The 16,327-nt window shown below is 63.3% G+C and carries 15 protein-coding genes; 8 read left to right on the top strand and 7 right to left on the bottom strand.

Annotated elements, in window-relative coordinates; all coding sequences use genetic code 11:
• Nucleotides 1-14: 14 nt before the first annotated feature.
• From HNO82_RS06670 to HNO82_RS06660, 3 genes are all read right to left on the bottom strand, one after another.
• Nucleotides 15-1,427: a sodium:proton antiporter gene (locus HNO82_RS06670; RefSeq protein WP_488928440.1), complete on the bottom strand. Its 1,413-nt coding sequence runs from the start codon at nucleotides 1,425-1,427 to the stop codon at nucleotides 15-17.
• A 149-nt stretch (nucleotides 1,428-1,576) separates the two neighbouring features.
• The gene (pncB, locus tag HNO82_RS06665) at nucleotides 1,577-2,752 is read right to left on the bottom strand and encodes a nicotinate phosphoribosyltransferase (protein WP_008327420.1); all 1,176 of its coding nucleotides are present in this window, start codon (nucleotides 2,750-2,752) and stop codon (nucleotides 1,577-1,579) included.
• Between the two features lie 194 nt (nucleotides 2,753-2,946).
• Nucleotides 2,947-4,200: an ABC transporter substrate-binding protein gene (locus HNO82_RS06660; protein WP_175343161.1), complete on the bottom strand. Its 1,254-nt coding sequence runs from the start codon at nucleotides 4,198-4,200 to the stop codon at nucleotides 2,947-2,949.
• A 381-nt stretch (nucleotides 4,201-4,581) separates the two neighbouring features.
• Here HNO82_RS06660 and fdxA point away from each other — a divergent pair, with 381 nt between their 5' ends.
• The 5 genes from fdxA to nth all read left to right on the top strand — a co-directional run bounded on the left by fdxA (nucleotide 4,582) and on the right by nth (nucleotide 9,354).
• Complete coding sequence (fdxA, locus tag HNO82_RS06655) at nucleotides 4,582-4,905, top strand: ferredoxin FdxA (RefSeq protein ID WP_034350114.1); 324 nt, start codon at nucleotides 4,582-4,584, stop codon at nucleotides 4,903-4,905.
• A 321-nt stretch (nucleotides 4,906-5,226) separates the two neighbouring features.
• Complete coding sequence (locus tag HNO82_RS06650) at nucleotides 5,227-6,300, top strand: NAD(P)/FAD-dependent oxidoreductase (protein WP_008327414.1); 1,074 nt, start codon at nucleotides 5,227-5,229, stop codon at nucleotides 6,298-6,300.
• Nucleotides 6,301-6,618: 318 nt separating this feature from the next.
• On the top strand, nucleotides 6,619-7,854 hold the full coding sequence (locus HNO82_RS06645; RefSeq protein ID WP_008327412.1) for a polyhydroxyalkanoate depolymerase: 1,236 nt from the start codon (nucleotides 6,619-6,621) through the stop codon (nucleotides 7,852-7,854).
• Between the two features lie 130 nt (nucleotides 7,855-7,984).
• On the top strand, nucleotides 7,985-8,707 hold the full coding sequence (rsxB, locus tag HNO82_RS06640; RefSeq protein WP_175343160.1) for an electron transport complex subunit RsxB: 723 nt from the start codon (nucleotides 7,985-7,987) through the stop codon (nucleotides 8,705-8,707).
• Nucleotides 8,704-9,354, top strand: a complete 651-nt coding sequence (nth, locus tag HNO82_RS06635; protein ID WP_175343159.1) for an endonuclease III — start codon at nucleotides 8,704-8,706, stop codon at nucleotides 9,352-9,354. The genes rsxB and nth overlap by 4 nt, the downstream gene beginning before the upstream one ends.
• Before the next feature lie 7 nt (nucleotides 9,355-9,361).
• Here nth and HNO82_RS06630 read toward each other — a convergent pair whose 3' ends face one another.
• A complete protein-coding gene (locus HNO82_RS06630; protein ID WP_502709268.1) occupies nucleotides 9,362-10,543 on the bottom strand; it encodes a branched-chain amino acid ABC transporter substrate-binding protein in 1,182 nt (393 codons plus the stop codon).
• 280 nt (nucleotides 10,544-10,823) lie between these two features.
• Here HNO82_RS06630 and HNO82_RS06625 point away from each other — a divergent pair, with 280 nt between their 5' ends.
• On the top strand, nucleotides 10,824-11,255 hold the full coding sequence (locus HNO82_RS06625) for a DUF1841 family protein (protein WP_008327399.1): 432 nt from the start codon (nucleotides 10,824-10,826) through the stop codon (nucleotides 11,253-11,255).
• A 76-nt stretch (nucleotides 11,256-11,331) separates the two neighbouring features.
• Here HNO82_RS06625 and HNO82_RS06620 read toward each other — a convergent pair whose 3' ends face one another.
• The 3 genes from HNO82_RS06620 to HNO82_RS06610 form a co-directional block, all read right to left on the bottom strand.
• Nucleotides 11,332-11,685: a c-type cytochrome gene (locus tag HNO82_RS06620; protein ID WP_175343157.1), complete on the bottom strand. Its 354-nt coding sequence runs from the start codon at nucleotides 11,683-11,685 to the stop codon at nucleotides 11,332-11,334.
• A gap of 14 nt (nucleotides 11,686-11,699) precedes the next feature.
• Nucleotides 11,700-12,020 (bottom strand): c-type cytochrome, encoded by a 321-nt coding sequence (locus HNO82_RS06615; RefSeq protein WP_034350112.1) that lies wholly within the window; start codon nucleotides 12,018-12,020, stop codon nucleotides 11,700-11,702.
• 366 nt (nucleotides 12,021-12,386) lie between these two features.
• Nucleotides 12,387-14,636, bottom strand: coding sequence for a site-specific recombinase (locus HNO82_RS06610; protein WP_175343156.1), 2,250 nt, complete (start codon nucleotides 14,634-14,636; stop codon nucleotides 12,387-12,389).
• Nucleotides 14,637-14,829: 193 nt separating this feature from the next.
• Here HNO82_RS06610 and HNO82_RS06605 point away from each other — a divergent pair, with 193 nt between their 5' ends.
• The gene (locus HNO82_RS06605) at nucleotides 14,830-15,705 is read left to right on the top strand and encodes an AAA family ATPase (protein ID WP_008327395.1); all 876 of its coding nucleotides are present in this window, start codon (nucleotides 14,830-14,832) and stop codon (nucleotides 15,703-15,705) included.
• 26 nt (nucleotides 15,706-15,731) lie between these two features.
• Entirely contained in the window at nucleotides 15,732-16,319 is a 588-nt protein-coding gene (locus HNO82_RS06600; RefSeq protein WP_008327394.1) for a GNAT family N-acetyltransferase, read from the top strand.
• Nucleotides 16,320-16,327: the final 8 nt, after the last annotated feature.

The following is a 16,327-nucleotide window of genomic DNA, read 5'->3' as shown; positions in this document are numbered from 1 at the left end:
AAGGGGTGAAACACTCAGAAGAACAGGAAGCTCATGACGATGAACAGCGGCACCAGGATGCCCGCCGACCACGCCATGTAGCCGAAGAAGCTGGGCATGCGGATGCCGCGCTCCTCGGCGATGGCCTTGACCATCATGTTGGGCGCATTGCCGATGTAGCTGTTGGCCCCCATGAAGACCGCGCCGGCGGAGATGGCCGCCAGCGTCGAGGCCAGCGGCCCCATCAGTTCCCGTGCATCGCCGGAGGCAGTGTTGAAGAACACCAGGTAGGTCGGCGCATTGTCCAGGAAAGACGACAGCAAGCCTGTCATCCAGAAGTACATCACATCGTCCGGCTTGCCATCAGGCCCCGTGACGGCGCGTACCACGGCGGCAAAGGCGCCGTGCTCGCCTGCGCGCAGCATGGCGATCACCGGGGCGATGGTCAGAAAGATGGCGGCAAAGAGCTTGCCCACTTCCAGCATCGGTCCCCAGCCGAATTCATTGCCGCTGCGTGCCGTCTTCGGCGTCAGCCATAGCGAAAGCAGAATCACCACCAGCAAGGCGCCATCGCGCAGCAGGTTCTGCCATTCCAGCGGCGTGCCCAGCAATTCGGTGGCCACGCCCGGTTTCCACAGGCCGCTCATGAGCACCAGGCCGACCACGGCCCCCAGCAGCAGGAAATTGAGCTTGCCCTCCAGCTGCAGCGCCGAGTCGGGCGTGGGATCGAACGGGCGACGCTCTTCGCGGTTGAGGTAGAAATGGCGGTCCAGCAGGTAGAACACCAGCAGCAGCGCGCCGCACAGGAAGGCCATCGGCCCCAGCAGGTGGCGCGCGGTCCAGAAGAAATCGACCCCCTTGAGGAAGCCCAGGAACAACGGCGGATCACCCAGCGGCGTGAGCGAGCCGCCGGCATTGGCGACCAGGAAGATGAAGAACACCACCACGTGGACCGTGTGCTTGCGATCGTCATTGGCGCGGATGAGCGGGCGGATGAGCAGCATGGCCGCGCCCGTGGTCCCCATGATGCTGGCCAGCAGCGTGCCCAGCGCCAGCAATCCCGTATTCAAGGCGGGCGTGCCATGCAGGTTGCCGCGCACGCAGATGCCACCGGCCACGGTGAACAGCGCCGTCAACAGGATGATGAAGGGCAGATATTCCGCCACCAGTGCATGCACGCTGATGGCCAGCGCCGCATGCGCACCGTGCGCGGCGGCAAAGGGCAGCAGGAAGGCCAGCGCCCAGGCTGCGGCGACCTTGCCGAAATGGTGATGCCACAAACGCGGTGCCAGCAGCGGCAGCACGGCAATGGACAGCAGGACACCGGCAAAGGGCAAGGCCCAGGCCAGCGAGAGAACGGCACCATCCAGCTCGGCACTCCATCCCGGCAGGGGAAGCAGCGCAGCCACGATGGCAAAGAGGGCGGGGGCAGTCGGTCGTGTCAGCAAATGTGGTCCTGATGGGATGCAGATGAATAAACTCTTCGGGACAGCTGCCGGCGCAGGCCATCCCGAGGGGTCACACTATAGCAGCCGACCTGCCGCGCGCACGCAAAAACGCCCGAGTGGAAAAACTTTCAGGTATCGTTCAAATCCGGTCAAGCCTTGATCTGGAACACCTGGCGCAGATAATTCACATAGGCCGGGTCGTCACACATGTTCTTGGACGGCGTATCGGACAACTTGGCCACCGGCTGACCGTTGCAGCGAACCATCTTCATGACGACCTGCAAGGGCGTATAACCGAGGTCATTGGTCAGATTGGTCCCCACGCCGAAGGCCACCTTGGCGCGATCCTTGAAGCGCAGGTAGAGCGCGCGCACCTTGTCGAAATCCAGGCTGTCAGAGAACACCAGCACCTTGCTGGAAGGGTCGACGCGATTGTCGCGATAGTGCTGGATCAGGCGCTCGCCCCACTCGAAGGGATCGCCCGAATCATGGCGCGCACCATCGAAGAGCTTGCAAAAGTACATGTCGTAGTCGCGCAGGAAGGCATCCATGCCATAAACGTCCGAGAGCGTAATGCCGAGGTCGCCGCGATACTCGCGCGCCCACATCTCGAAGGCGAAGGTCTGCGAATCGCGCAGGCGCGGCCCCAGCGCCTGGCAGGCCTGCAGGTATTCGTGGGCCATGGTGCCCAGCGGGGTCAGGTCGTGCTGCATGGCGTACATCACGTTGGAGGTGCCAGCGAAGTGGCTCCCCATGTGCTGCTTCATCTCGTCGATGACTTCGGCATGCCAGCTGCGCGAGAAACGGCGGCGGGTGCCATAGTCGGCAATCTTGCAGCCGGCCAGCTCGGGGTCATCGGTGATGACCGACATCTTCTTGCGCAGGCGCGCCCTGCCCTCTTCCAGGTCCGGCGAACGCTGGGTGGCGCGGAAATACACTTCATTGACGATGGCCAGCACCGGCACCTCGAACATGATGGTGTGCAGCCACGGCCCCTTGACCTGGATGTCGATCTCGCCATTGCCGGCCGGATCAGGCTGGACGGTGATGTACTTTTCGTTCAGGTGGAACAGGTCGAGGAAATCGACGAAGTCGCTCTTGATGAAGCGCAGGCCGCGCAGATAGTTCAGTTCCTCTTCCTTGAAGCGCAGCCGGCAGAGTGCGGCGATCTCCGCACGGATCTCGTCGACGTAAGGGGTCAGATCGATGTGCTCGTTGCGGCATTTGAACTTGTATTCGACCTGGGCGCCGGGGAAGTGATGCAGAACCACCTGCATCATCGTGAATTTGTACAGGTCGGTGTCGAGTAGGGATGTGATGATCATGAAGTCCGGATGCGGACAGGCCGCATGCTGCCATGTTGATGGTCCACGTGCATGGCGGGCCGCCCCGGAGCGGTCCGCACGATGCGTTGGCCACGCCCTGAAGCGTCGCGACCGCTATCTTAACCGAGATCGCCAAGGCAAAGCCCCCTGCCCTGAGGGGGCTTTGCGGTGTGGATGCGGTGCGAAAGCGCGACTTACCTGCCCGCCGAAGCCGGACGCCGTGTGCGTACGTAGGTCGGTGGCGGCAGGTAGGGCGTACCGTCCAGGTAGCGCCATTGGCGCATCGTGCTGCGACCGTCCTTCTGCGAGACCAGACCGATGAAGGCCCCCATCGAGGCTTGCTGGTCCAGTGCGCGCAAGCTCAGCTCACCCAGCGGCGAAGACCAGCGCAGGCCGCGCAACGCGTCCAGCAGCGCGTCTCCTGGCGCGCCCTCGCTTTTCTTCAGACCGCCTGCAATGGCCATCATGGTGCTGTAGCCAATGAGCGCCGACAATTGCGGCGGCTCGCTGAATTTCTTCAGATAGGCATCCAGGAAGCGCTGGTGCTCGGGCGTATTGATCTGGTCCCAGGGGTAGCCGACGGCGACCCAGTCGTGGATCGCTTCACTCTGCCCGGGCTCCACGATTTGCCCAACGGGCGAGGTCATCGACACGACCTGCACGCCCTTGAACAACTGCTGGTCATTACCTGCCTGCACGAATTTTTGCAGGTCTTCGCCGAAGGTGGCGTTGAAGATGCCATCCGGACGCGATTGACGGATCGCCCGTACGACGTCATCGGCCTTGATCTTGCCCAGCGCCGGCCACTGGTCGCTGACGAATTCCACATCCGGACGCGCCTGCTTCAACAGCATCTTGAAACTGGCCACCGCGCTCTGGCCGTATTCATAGTTGGGCGCCACCATGGCCCAGCGTCGGCCCGGCATGCGCGCGGCTTGTTCGGCCAGCATCGCGGCCAGCATGTAGGTGGAGGGACGTACGCGGAAGGTGTAGCGATTGCCCTTGTCCAGGGTCACGGCATCGGAGAGTGCATCACCCACCACCAGCACGGTCTTGCTGCGGGCGGCCTGGCGCGCCACCGCCAGGGCCACGTCCGAGGGCATGGTGCCGGTCAGCACTTGCACATGCTCCTTGCTGACCAGTTCGCGTGCATTGCGGGCAGCCTGGTCGGCATCGCCCTCATCGTCACGGCTGATCATCTGCAAGGGATGACCGTGGATGCCGCCGGACTCGTTGATCTGCTCCAGCGCCAGTGCCAGGCCGTTGCGGTAGGCTTGTGCGGCAGCCGCGGCGTGTGCCTGGCTGTTGATCTCGCCGATGAGGATAGGCTCGGCAGCACCGGCGGCCAGTGGCAGCGCCAGCGCAACGGTCACCGCCAGCCTGCCCAGCAGGGCCGGCAGCAGGGAAAGACGGAATCGGGGGGAGGACTGGGGGCCTGCAGCGTTCACGCCGGAACTTCCTTGTATTGATGTGCGGTAAGCCGCGTCCTGTCGGCGGACCTGCTCCATGGGCTGGAGCGGCAGGCCACGGGACCCTGGCGACGGCTGGGCTTATCGCGCGCTTGTTTATTTACTTATACGTAATCTGTATAAGCCTCATTTGTGGGAAAAATCGAATTACCTTAAAATACAAGGCTTTGCGGCGGGTTGCGCAGCGGCATCTCGAAAGCCTTCAAGGGCCTCCTCCAGGCGTCCACAAGACGCCAGATACCGGCAAAAGCACCTCAACAAAGGTTGACCAGCCGCAACATGATTTTAACCGTGCCATATTGCCATCAATTGCGGCGCAGTTAGCCATCGGTTTGAAGAAATTTTACAGATAGGACAGTTATGACCCACGTTGTCACCGATTCCTGCGTCCGTTGCCGCTATACGGATTGTGTGGATGTTTGCCCGGTGGATTGTTTCCGCGAAGGCCCCAATTTCCTCGCGATTGACCCCGATGAGTGCATCGACTGCGCCGTCTGCGTGGCCGAGTGCCCGGTCAATGCGATCTACGCGGAAGAAGACGTGCCGGCTGACCAGCAGCAGTACATCGCCCTGAACGCCGATCTGTCCCGCAACTGGCCCTCCATCACCAAGACCAAGGCACCGCTGCCGGAAGCCGAGGAGTGGAAGGACAAGACCGACAAGCTGCAATACCTGCAGCGCTGATTCCTGCGGAGAATCAAGCGGACCGGGCCTGACCCGGTCCACAATGGCGGTTGCGCATCCAGCCCGGCAGCTTCATCGCCCACGCCAGATGCGCAGCCGTTTGCATTTGGCCGCCGGCAACAACCCTGAGAGCCGCATGGTCGGGCCTGCCCCACGCTTGGTCGACCCGTTGCGCTCGGTTCAGCACCTTGCGGCAGCTTGCAGCATCTCTTTACCTGGCCTCTCCCCCTGCCAGCGGCTCCGCCGCCAGCCCGCGCGCAGCGCTTCGGGGAAAAGCCGCCCTACTGATCTGATCTACTGAAACAGGAATATCAAGAAATCATGGAAAACAATGTCCAGACTGCGGCAGTCAACGGTGTCATCGATGCCGATGCCGTCATCATCGGCGCCGGCCCGGTGGGCCTGTTCCAGGTATTCGAACTCGGCCTGCTGGAAATCAAGGCGCACGTGATCGATTCGCTGCCCGTGGTCGGCGGCCAGTGCGTGGAGCTGTATCCGGACAAGCCCATCTATGACATCCCGGCCGTGCCCGTCTGCACCGGCCAGGAACTGACCGACAACCTGTTGAAACAGATCGAGCCCTTCTCGCCGACCTTCCACCTGGGCCAGGAAGTGACCCTGGTGAACAAGCGCGAAGATGGCCGTTTCGACGTCGAAACCTCCACCGGTACCAAGTTCATCACCAAGACCATCTTCATCGCCGCCGGCGTGGGCTCGTTCCAGCCGCGCACCCTGAAGGTCGAAGGCATCGAACAGTTCGAAGGTTCGCAGGTGTTCTACCGCGTCAAGGACCCGGCCCTGTTCGAAGGCAAGAACATCGTCATCTGCGGCGGCGGCGACTCCGCGCTGGACTGGGCGCTGAACTTCGTGGGCAAGGCTGAATCGGTGATCCTGCTGCACCGTCGTGAAGAATTCCGCGCCGCCCCGGCTTCGGTGGCCAAGATGAAGGAACTGTGCGAACAGTATGAAATGCAGCTCCTGATCGGCCAGGTCACCGGCACCGAGATCAAGGATGGCAAGCTGGCCGAAGTCAAGGTCACCGGCGCCGACGGCGTCACCCGCCGTCTGCCGCTGGACATGCTGCTGGTCTTCTTCGGCCTGTCGCCCAAGCTGGGCCCGATCGCCGAGTGGGGCCTGGAAATCGAGCGCAAGCAGCTCAAGGTGATGGATACCGAGAAGTTCGAGACCAACGTCCCGGGCATCTTCGCCGTGGGCGACATCAACACCTATCCGGGCAAGAAGAAGCTGATCCTGTCGGGCTTCCACGAAGCCGCGCTGGCTGCCTTCGGCGCTGCGCCCTACATCTTCCCGGAAAAGAAGATCCACATGCAGTACACCACCACCTCGCCCAAGCTGCACAAGATCCTGGGCGTGGAAAGCCCGGTGTTCGACTGATTTATTGGTCGTAACATCATCAGCGCCGCTGCAAGCGGCTTGCAGAGCCCCCGTCCGGTACGGGGGCTTTTCATTTATGAAGGTTTTTGCAGAAACCTGTGGGACTGGCACCACTGGTCTGACCAGCAAGCGGGGCGTAAGGCAAAGCATGCTATGCTACTGCGTCGCAACAAGGAAGAAGTTGACAAGTTAAACACAATATGAACTTTGTCAGCCGATGATCGTCGCCAAACGTTTGTGGCACATGCTTGCTGCGCACCTGGTCCGGGTTATCCGCCCGGACGGGAAAGCCAGCCGGTGCTTGTATAAAGGTCAGCTATGCTTTATCAACTGCATGAACTCAATCGCGCGTTCCTGAACCCCATGATGCAATGGGCCGAAACCTCGGCCAAACTGTTCTCGGACCCGGTTTCCCCGCTCGCTCACACCCCCTTCTCGCAACGCATTGCCGCCGGCTATGAGCTGTTGTATCGCCTGTCCAAGGAATACGAAAAGCCGCAATTCAACATCGGCGAAGTCGCTGTCGATGACAAGCCGGTCGGCATCACCGAGGAAGTGGTCGAAACCAAACCCTTCTGCCGCCTGATCCACTTCAAGAAGGACCTGTCGGCCCGCCAGAGCGCCGCGTTGAAACAGCCCACCGTGCTGGTGGTAGCGCCCCTGTCCGGCCACCATTCCACCCTGCTGCGCGAGACCGTCAGGGCGCTGCTGCAGGAACATGACGTCTTCATCACCGACTGGACCGATGCGCGCATGGTTCCGGTCGAACAGGGTGACTTCCACCTGCACGATTATGTTTATTACGTGCAGGACTTCATCCGCACCCTCGGTCCGGACGTGCACGTGATCTCGGTCTGCCAGCCCACCGTACCGGTACTGGCGGCCATTTCGCTCATGGCCAGCGCCAACGATCCCAAGCTGCCCAAGAGCATGACCATGATGGGCGGCCCCATCGATGCCCGCAAGTCGCCCACGGCGGTCAACGACCTGGCCACCGAAAAGCCCTTCTCCTGGTTCGAAAACACGGTGATCTACAGCGTACCGGCCAACTACCCCGGCTTTGGCCGCAAGGTCTACCCCGGCTTCCTGCAACATGCCGGCTTCGTGGCCATGAACCCGCGCCGTCACGCCCAGAGCCACTGGGATTTCTACATGCACCTGCGCGATGGCGACGATGCCTCGGCCGAGGAACACCGCAAGTTCTACGATGAGTACAACGCCGTGCTGGACATGCCGGCCGAGTTCTACCTGGAAACCATCAAGGTAGTGTTCCAGGACTTCAATCTGGCCCGTGGCACCTGGGAAATCGAAGGCCAGCTGGTACGTCCGCAGGACATCAAGTCGGTCGCCCTGTTCACCATCGAAGGCGAGTTGGACGACATCTCCGGCTCCGGCCAGACCCAGGCGGCCCAGGAACTGTGCAGCAGCATCCCGAAGTCGCGCAAGCAGCACTTCACCGTGCCCAAGGCCGGCCACTACGGGATCTTCTCGGGCCGTCGCTGGCGCGAGATCGTCTGCCCCAAGATCGGCGAATTCATCCGCGCCAACGCGTAAGTACCGCCATCACGGCAAGAACGGCGCCCCGTCCCGACGGTGGCGCCGTTTTGCTTTGAGCTGCCGGCATGACTTGGCGGCGGTTTGGCCGGATAATAGCGCCCTTATTCCGTTGAACTGCCTGACCGCCGTGCCGCCATCCGCCACCACCGCGTCCGCCACCCTGGCCGACCGCCTCGAAGACCTGCTGCCGCAAACCCAATGCACCAAGTGCGGTTATCCGGCTTGCCGTCCCTATGCCGAAGCCATGGCCGAAGGCCGCGCTGCGTACAACCAGTGCCCGCCGGGCGGTGCCGAAGGCGTAGCGCGGCTGGCGCAATTGCTGGGCCAGCCGGTGATCCCCTTGAATCCCGCCCACGGCAGCGAGCAGCCACGCCGTGTCGCGGTGATCGATGAAGCCATCTGCATCGGCTGCACGCTCTGCATCCAGGCCTGCCCGGTCGATGCGATTGCCGGTGCGGCCAAGCAGATGCACACCGTCATCGAATCGCTGTGCACCGGCTGTGATCTGTGCGTGGCGCCCTGCCCGGTCGACTGCATCAACATGGTCGAGGCCACGCCCGGTCGCACCGGCTGGCAGGCATGGAGCCAGGAGCAAGCCGACGCCGCCCGTGCGCGCCACGACTGGCGCACCTTGCGCCTGAAGCGCGAGAAGGAAGAAAACGACGCCCGCCTGGCTGCCAAGGCCGCCGCCAAGTTGAAGGAAGTGGAAGCGGCCGCGGCCGGCACGCCCGAGGAACAAGCCGAACTGGCCCGCAAGAAAGCCATCATTCAGGCCGCCATGGAGCGCGCGCGCCTGAAGAAACTGCAAGCCGAACAAGCCAGCCCCCCGACCGGACGCGAACAGCCATGAACCCGACCAAACGCCGCGAGATCTTCGAGCGCCTGCGCCAGGCCAATCCCACCCCCACCACCGAACTGGAATACACCACCCCGTTCGAACTGCTGATCGCCGTGCTGCTCTCGGCCCAGGCCACCGACGTCTCGGTCAACAAGGCCACGCGCAAGCTCTATCCGGTGGCCAACACGCCCGAGGCGATCTACCGCCTGGGGGTGGAGCAGCTCATGCCCTACATCCAGACCATCGGGCTGTACCGCACCAAGGCCAAGAACGTCATCGAGACCTGCCGCATCCTGATCGAGCAGCACGGCGGCGCGGTACCGGAGTCGCGCGAGGCACTGGAAGCCTTGCCCGGCGTGGGCCGCAAGACCGCCAACGTGGTCCTGAACACGGCCTTCGGCCATCCCACCATCGCGGTGGACACGCACATCTTCCGGGTCTCCAACCGTACCGGCATTGCACCAGGCAAGGACGTGGACGAAGTCGAACGCAAGCTCATCAAGTTCGTCGCGCCCGAATTCCGCCAGGATGCGCACCACTGGTTGATCCTGCATGGCCGCTACACCTGCATCGCGCGCAAGCCCCAGTGCTGGAATTGTCTGATCGCCGACCTGTGCGAATTCAAGCAGAAAACGCCACTTCCAGCCAAGGGCGTGTGAACGGGCCCTAGCGAGGAAGCCCGTTCAGACGGGCGATGGGCACCCAGCGCTGGTCCTGAACTTCATAGAGGGTAAAAGTCGGGTTGAGCAGGTCGCCTTCCTCGTTGAAGGCGACCGGTCCGCTCACGCCCTCAAAGCGCAGGCGGTGCATGGCGCGGGCAATCACCTCCGGATCGGTGCTGCCGGCATGGCGCAGACCGAGGATGATGGATTGCGCCGCCTCATAGGCAAAGACCGCATAGAGGTCGATTTCCGAATCGAAGGCATCGATGTAGCGCTGGCGGAAATGCCGCCAGCCCGGCATCTTGTCCTGCGGCGGACCGGGTTCCAGCACCAGCGCCCCGTTGGCATCGGGTCCGGCGCGCATGAGGAAGGGCAAGCCCAGCGTACCGGGCGAGGTCATCAGGCGCGCCTCCAGTTTCAATCGACGGATGGATTTGGCCAGCACGCCTGCCTGCCAGTCCAGTCCGCCGAAGAAAATCAGGTCCGGCTTCAGGCTGCGGGCCTGCAGCAGCGGGGCGTTGAAGTCGGAGGTCTTGTCACTGACGTCGTACCGGGCCAGCACCTTGCCGCCCTGCGCCTGTACTTCGCGGGCGAACTGTTCGGCCAGGCCCTGGCCGAAGGGCGTGCGGTCGTCCAGGGTGACCACGGTGCGCACACCGAGCTTCTCGACCGCGTAGCGGGCCGACCAGCGGCCGATGCTCTCGTTGTTGGGAATGGTACGGAAGATGCGCGGATAGGACAGCGCCGTGAGCGTGCGGCTCATCGCCGAGGGCGTGACCTGGATCACGCCTGCCGCATGGTAGACCGGAGCAGCGGCCAGGCTGGTGCCGCTGGTCCAGTGGCCGACCACACCGATGACGTGCTGGCTCACCAGATAGCGCGCCACATATTGCGCCGTACCGGGGTCGGCGCGATCGTCCTGCGCGATCAGCTTGAGACGGTAGCGCGTGCCACCGATGACCACACCGCGCCGGTTGGCCTCGTCCAGCGCCAGTTGCACGCCATTGCGCATGCTGCGACCAACGCCCAGCGACGGCCCGCTCAGGGGGCCGGCAAAGCCGATGGCCAGCGTTGCTTCATCGCCCGACGGCTCGTCGCTGGTCATGGCCGCCTTGCCGGCGGCCGAAGGCGCCGCCAGCGCACCCTGCGCCAACCAGCCCGCGGCAACCAGCGCCACGCACAACAACGGTCTTGTCCATGACCACGACATTGAACGGCGCACAGGCCGAATCCGGCCTTCACCAAAACGCATGCCTTATCCCTTCTCGCTGCCCGGCCTTGCGTTTCCCCCCATCGCGTCACGGCGATGCGGCCGGGTACTGCCTTGGATGGATTATTTTGATGCTTGTCTTAGGGAAAGAATATTACTTCATATCCGCCTGCCATGTCGCCGCTCCGGAGGCGGCTCCTGATGCGGCGGACAGACCGGCGTAGAATAGCGCTTTATCTCCGATTGATGCACCGCCATGTTCACGCCGTCCCAGCACGATGTCCGCCGCTTCTTCTGCGAAGCCTACCGCAAGCACCAGGGCAATCAGGTGCTCACGCCCCTGGAAGCCATCGCCCGCGACTGGATCGTCCAGCATCCGGAATACCATGAAGCCCTGCGCGACGTGGACGAAGCACTGGCGGCCGACTATTCCATCGAGCGCGGCCACAGCAATCCCTTCCTGCATCTGTCAATGCACCTGTCGATCACCGAGCAGATTTCCATCGACCAGCCCCCCGGCATCCGCGGCGCCTTTCAGTTGCTGGCGCAGCGCCGCGGCTCGGAGCATGAGGCCCATCACGAGATCATGGAAGCCCTGGGCGAGATGATCTGGAACGCCCAGCGCAGCGGCTTGCCGCCGGACGGGGCGGCTTATATCGACAATATCAAACGGCGAGCACAGGGATAGAAGCGCGCAAGACAACAAAAAACCACGCTGCAACACCCTGCCGGCGTGGTTTTTTTCCCTGCAGAACGGGCCCTTCTTATTTGCGCAGCACCAGGCTCCCAGGCAGGCTGTGCAGATACGCGGCGATGTCGTTGATGTCTCGGTCGGTCAGCGGCTTGGCCTGGGCCGACATGATGGCGTTGGTGCGACCGTTCATGGCGGTGTCGCCACGGCGGTAGGCCGTCAGCGCATGCTTGAGGTAGTCCGCATGCTGGCCGGCCAGCTTGGGATAGCCCGGGTCGATGGGCGAGTTGTAGTCCTTGCCGTGGCAGGAGGCGCAATTGTACTTCTCCACCAGCGCGCGGCCATGGGCCACGTCGGCAGCGCTGGCCGCTTGCGACAGCAGGGCCGTGGCGGCCAGCAGCATCAGGGCAATCAGATTGTTCTTCATCTCGTGGCTCCCCCTCACTTCTGCTGCGAATAGTAGGCGGCCAGGTCGGCAATGTCCTGGTCCGACAGGCTGGCGGCCACGCCCATCATGGTCGGATGCTTGCGCTCCCCCTTCTGGTAGGCGCGCAGCGCATTCTCGAGGTACTTGGCAGACTGCCCGCCCAGCATCGGCACCTGGTAGACCTCGGGATAGCTGGCTTTGTAGCCGGGGATGCCATGGCAACCGATGCACATGGAGACTTTGTTTTCAGCAGCCTTGGCATTGCCGACAATGTCGGCCGCAGACGCACTGCCAAGCATGCCGGCCAGGGCAAGAAACACGAGGTGTTTTTTCATGTGAGCAGGGTAAGTGAGTGAACTTGCCATCCGCCCCGCCTCAACGACGGCGCGACGGACACCCGACGAAACGCATCTTTTTTGCTGCCAGCGGCAAACTTTATCGTGCTTGTTCGATTGCCCTGGTACTGCAGGTTTGGCTGTTCTGCTATGGCTGAACCGATGTTTCGGATCAAGCTTGTCTCTCCACTCCCCCTGCCTTGCGCAAAAAACGCTTCCGATTCTAACCAATAAAACCGGCAGCGTCATCCCTGCCTGCAAACCCGCACCATCAGACGCAATCGCCCGCCAGGCAAGGCCGGGCGGGCGATTCACGGATTATATGCGCTGCAATATTAACGCTATGGCATCTGGCTGATGCCAAGCCTAGGCGACATGTTGTGTGGTCTGAACCTGCATATCTTGCTTGTGCTCAAGTGAAGCCAGGCGCGGCTGCGGCTCATCCTCGGCGGACCCGCCCTCGCCGTCATCGTCGCCTTCCTCGTCGTCTGCGGAGTCATCCTGCACTGCCGCATCGGTCTTTTGCGGAAGGATGAAGAACAAGGGCCGCGCGACGAATCGGCGCAACACCGCCCGCATGGCGATGTTGCGGGCCCGACGCGGCAGATCGCGCGAGCGCAGCGCCAGCGCCAGGGCACAGGCGAAGGCGACCGCCACCGACAACAAGGCCGTGACAACCACGCCACCGGCCGCCAACCAGAAGGCCGGCGTCATCAGCGCATCCCAGCCCAGGCTGAAGACCGCCGCCGTCAGCGTACCGGCGGCCAGCGTCACATGGCGGATATCCAGCGGCAGACTGAAGAAAGCGGCCACGACCGGCGCCATCCCCAGCAGCAGGGCCAACGCCAGGCTACCGGCGATGGTGGCGACATTGCGCTCCAGCCAGGCGGCGCAGCGCTGGGCACGCAAGGCACCCAGTGCGTGCACCAGGCGGCGATGGTTGGACACCACCTCGCGTACCCGGCGCAGGGCGAACCAGTTGTCGGCAAACCCCGCCGCCAGGCTGGCCAGCCAGAGCAACACACCGGTCAATGCGGCATACAACGGGGTAGGCCCCACCAGCGAAAGCGCGCTGATGGCCTGGCGCGCCTGGTCAAGCGGCATGGGCCTGGCGCCCAGCGCAAACCAGCCCAGCGCGCACAAGGCGGCCGTCACCGGAATCACGGCCAGCAGGTTGCCGAAGATGCCCGCCGACTGCGAGCGCAGCAGCTGGCCGGATTCGGCGATGAGATCGCGCATGCCCTCGCTATCGAGGTCCCCCATCCGGGAGGCCAGCGCGGGGGCCGTCACGGCCGGCTGGCGGGTGGCCAGCACACCGCCCAGCGCGGCAATGAGCAGGAAGCTGGCGGCGTAGTTGAGTGAAGCCAGAGCGCCATCGACGAAGTGCACCACGCCCAGCGTGGACAGGCTCTGCTTGAGCAGCGCGGTGGCGGCGATGACCGCCCCGCCCAGCAGGCCCGCGCGCATCACGCGGCGGTAACCGGCACCGTCACGGGCAATGGCCTGCTCGCGATGATCGGCATTGCGCTCCACCATCTTGCGCGCCAGCAGGGCAAAGCTGCGTCGCATCAGGCCGCGTACCGAATCGCGATGGTGATGGGCGGAGATCAGGTCGCACAGCAGCAACTGCATGCGCCCTGCCCCGGCCAATGCAGTCGGCCTGGCCACCATGCCGGGGATGGCCGGGCTGATGACCGGGCCGGGCACGCCGGAACGCACGTCGATGAGCCGCCCGATGCGCTGCAGGTGCGCGCGCATGCGCTCGACCCGATACACCAGGCTGACCGAGACCCCGTACTCATCCAGGTGCGCATAGATACGATCGGTCTGGGCATGACATACCGCCACCAGCATGCGCACACTGCGCAAGGCACCCAGATCGCCCGGCTGGGCGCGCAACCAGGTTTCCATCTCGCGCCGCAGCGCCAGGAAGGGCGTGGCGCGCATCGGCATCTTGGGTTCCAGGCGCTGGCGGAAGGCCGGGCTGATACCGTCGGCCACCACGGTCGTGGTCAGGTAGGTGATGGCTTCCTCGATCTGCTGCCAGTACATGTGGGAAATGCCATCATCGGCCATCAGTTTCCACAGCCGTTGCAGCAGGTCATTGTCCAGCTCCAGCAACCAGGCGGCGTCGTCCGGATCGGGGAACATGGCCGTGAAGAGCGAGGACAGATCGGTCGGCGAGAGGTGGCGCGGCAGGACCAGCCGGGCCAGGCGTTCGCTCAGTTCGCCGAAGAAGCCGGGCTCGTGCGGCAGGCCGGTGGTGGAAAACAGTTCGGGGCCGGTGGCTTCGCGCAGGGTCTTTTGCAACGCGTTCTGGACCGCGCGCCGCACGTCGCGGTGCTGGTCCAGCCAGTCCAGCATGATGGCCAGACGTTGGCGCCGCACCTGGTGCCAGGCCTGGCGATCCAGCAGCGAGACGGCCGGACGATGGCGCAGCCATTCGGCCACGTCGATCATCCAGTTGGCCCGCTCATGCCAGCTGGCGGCGGGATCGATGCGGCGCATCAAGACCTCCAGTTGCCGGCCGACATCGTGGCGATCCATGTAACGCGCCTGCATGCCGTGACGCATTCGTCTCCACACCACCAGCATCTTGAAGAAAAGAAATTTCATGGGCAGTGAGCGCCTGGGGCGCTGTCAGTTTGTTGCATGCGTAGCCCTTGATATAGGAACGTTTTCACCAATTTCAAGCGGTCGCGGAGGTGCGCAGCTTTTCCCTTATACTCATGGAAACGTCCGGCACGGCTGCTGCAATGCCGCATCCTGTCGGCACGCCGACCACTGCAACCTGACAAGGACAGCATCCATGCCAGATCATTCCACCGCTTCCGCCAAGCCGGGTAAATTCACCGGCAGCGAGCATTATGTCGCCACTGATGACCTCAAGCTGGCCGTCAATGCTGCCCTCACCCTGCAACGTCCGCTGCTCATCAAGGGCGAACCCGGCACCGGCAAGACCATGCTGGCCGAGGAAGTGGCGGCCGCCCTGGGCCGCCCGCTGCTGCAGTGGCACATCAAGTCCACCACCAAGGCCCAGCAGGGCCTCTACGAATACGATGCCGTGTCGCGCCTGCGCGATTCGCAACTGGGCGACGAGCGCGTCAAGGACATCCACAATTACATCGTCAAGGGCGTGCTGTGGCAGGCCTTCACCGCCGAGGAACCGGTGGTGCTGCTGATCGACGAGATCGACAAGGCCGATATCGAGTTCCCCAACGACCTGTTGCGTGAAATCGACCGCATGGAGTTCTACGTCTACGAGACGCGTGAACTGGTGCGCGCGAAGCACCGCCCGCTGGTGGTCATCACCTCCAACAACGAGAAGGAATTGCCGGACGCCTTCCTGCGCCGCTGCTTCTTCCACTACATCAAGTTCCCCGACAAACAGACCATGCAGCAGATTGTCGATGTGCACTTCCCGCACATCAAGCGCGATCTGCTGGCGCGCGCGCTGGAGGCGTTCTATCAGGTGCGCGAGGTACCGGGCATCAAGAAGAAGCCCTCGACCTCGGAACTGATCGACTGGCTCAAGCTGCTCATGGCCGAGGATATCGCGCCCGAGACCCTGCACAATCCCGACAACAAGGCCGTGGTGCCGCCCCTGCATGGGGCCCTGCTCAAGAACGAGCAGGACGTGCATCTGTTCGAGCGGCTGGTCTTCATGTCGCGCAACAATCGCTGAAGCTGTCTCCATTTTCGGGAGCCGTCATGCAATTCCTTTCGCCGATCACCCTGAAGGGCCAGTTTGCCACTGTCGAGCCGCTGCATGCCGAGCATCACGATGCGCTCATCGCCGCCGTCTCGGACGGCAAGCTGTGGAAGCTCTGGTACACCGCCATCCCCAAGCCGGAAACCATGCGCGCCGAGATCGAACGCCGCCTGCACCTGCAGCAGCAGGGCAGCATGCTGCCCTTCGTGATCCGCCGCAATGACACCGGCGCGCTGTGCGGCATGACCACCTACATGAACGCCGACGTGGCCAACCGGCGCGTGGAGATCGGCTCCACCTGGTATGCCGCCAGCGCCCAGCGCACCGGCATCAATACCGAGTGCAAGCTGATGCTGTTGACGCACGCCTTCGAGGACATGCACTGCATCGCCGTCGAATTCCGCACCCACTGGATGAACCAGCAATCACGTGCGGCCATCGCGCGACTGGGGGCAAAGCAGGATGGCATCCTGCGCAATCACCAGCGCATGCCGGACGGTTCCTACCGCGACACGGTAGTGTTTTCCATCATCGAATCGGAGTGGCCGACGGTGCGTCGTCATCTTCAATTCAAGCTGGGCCGCTGAGACGGCGG

The organism is Herbaspirillum sp. C9C3 (genome assembly GCF_013359625.1).
Taxonomy (GTDB): Bacteria; Pseudomonadota; Gammaproteobacteria; order Burkholderiales; family Burkholderiaceae_D; genus Herbaspirillum.
This window is presented reverse-complemented; position numbering and strand designations above follow the sequence as displayed.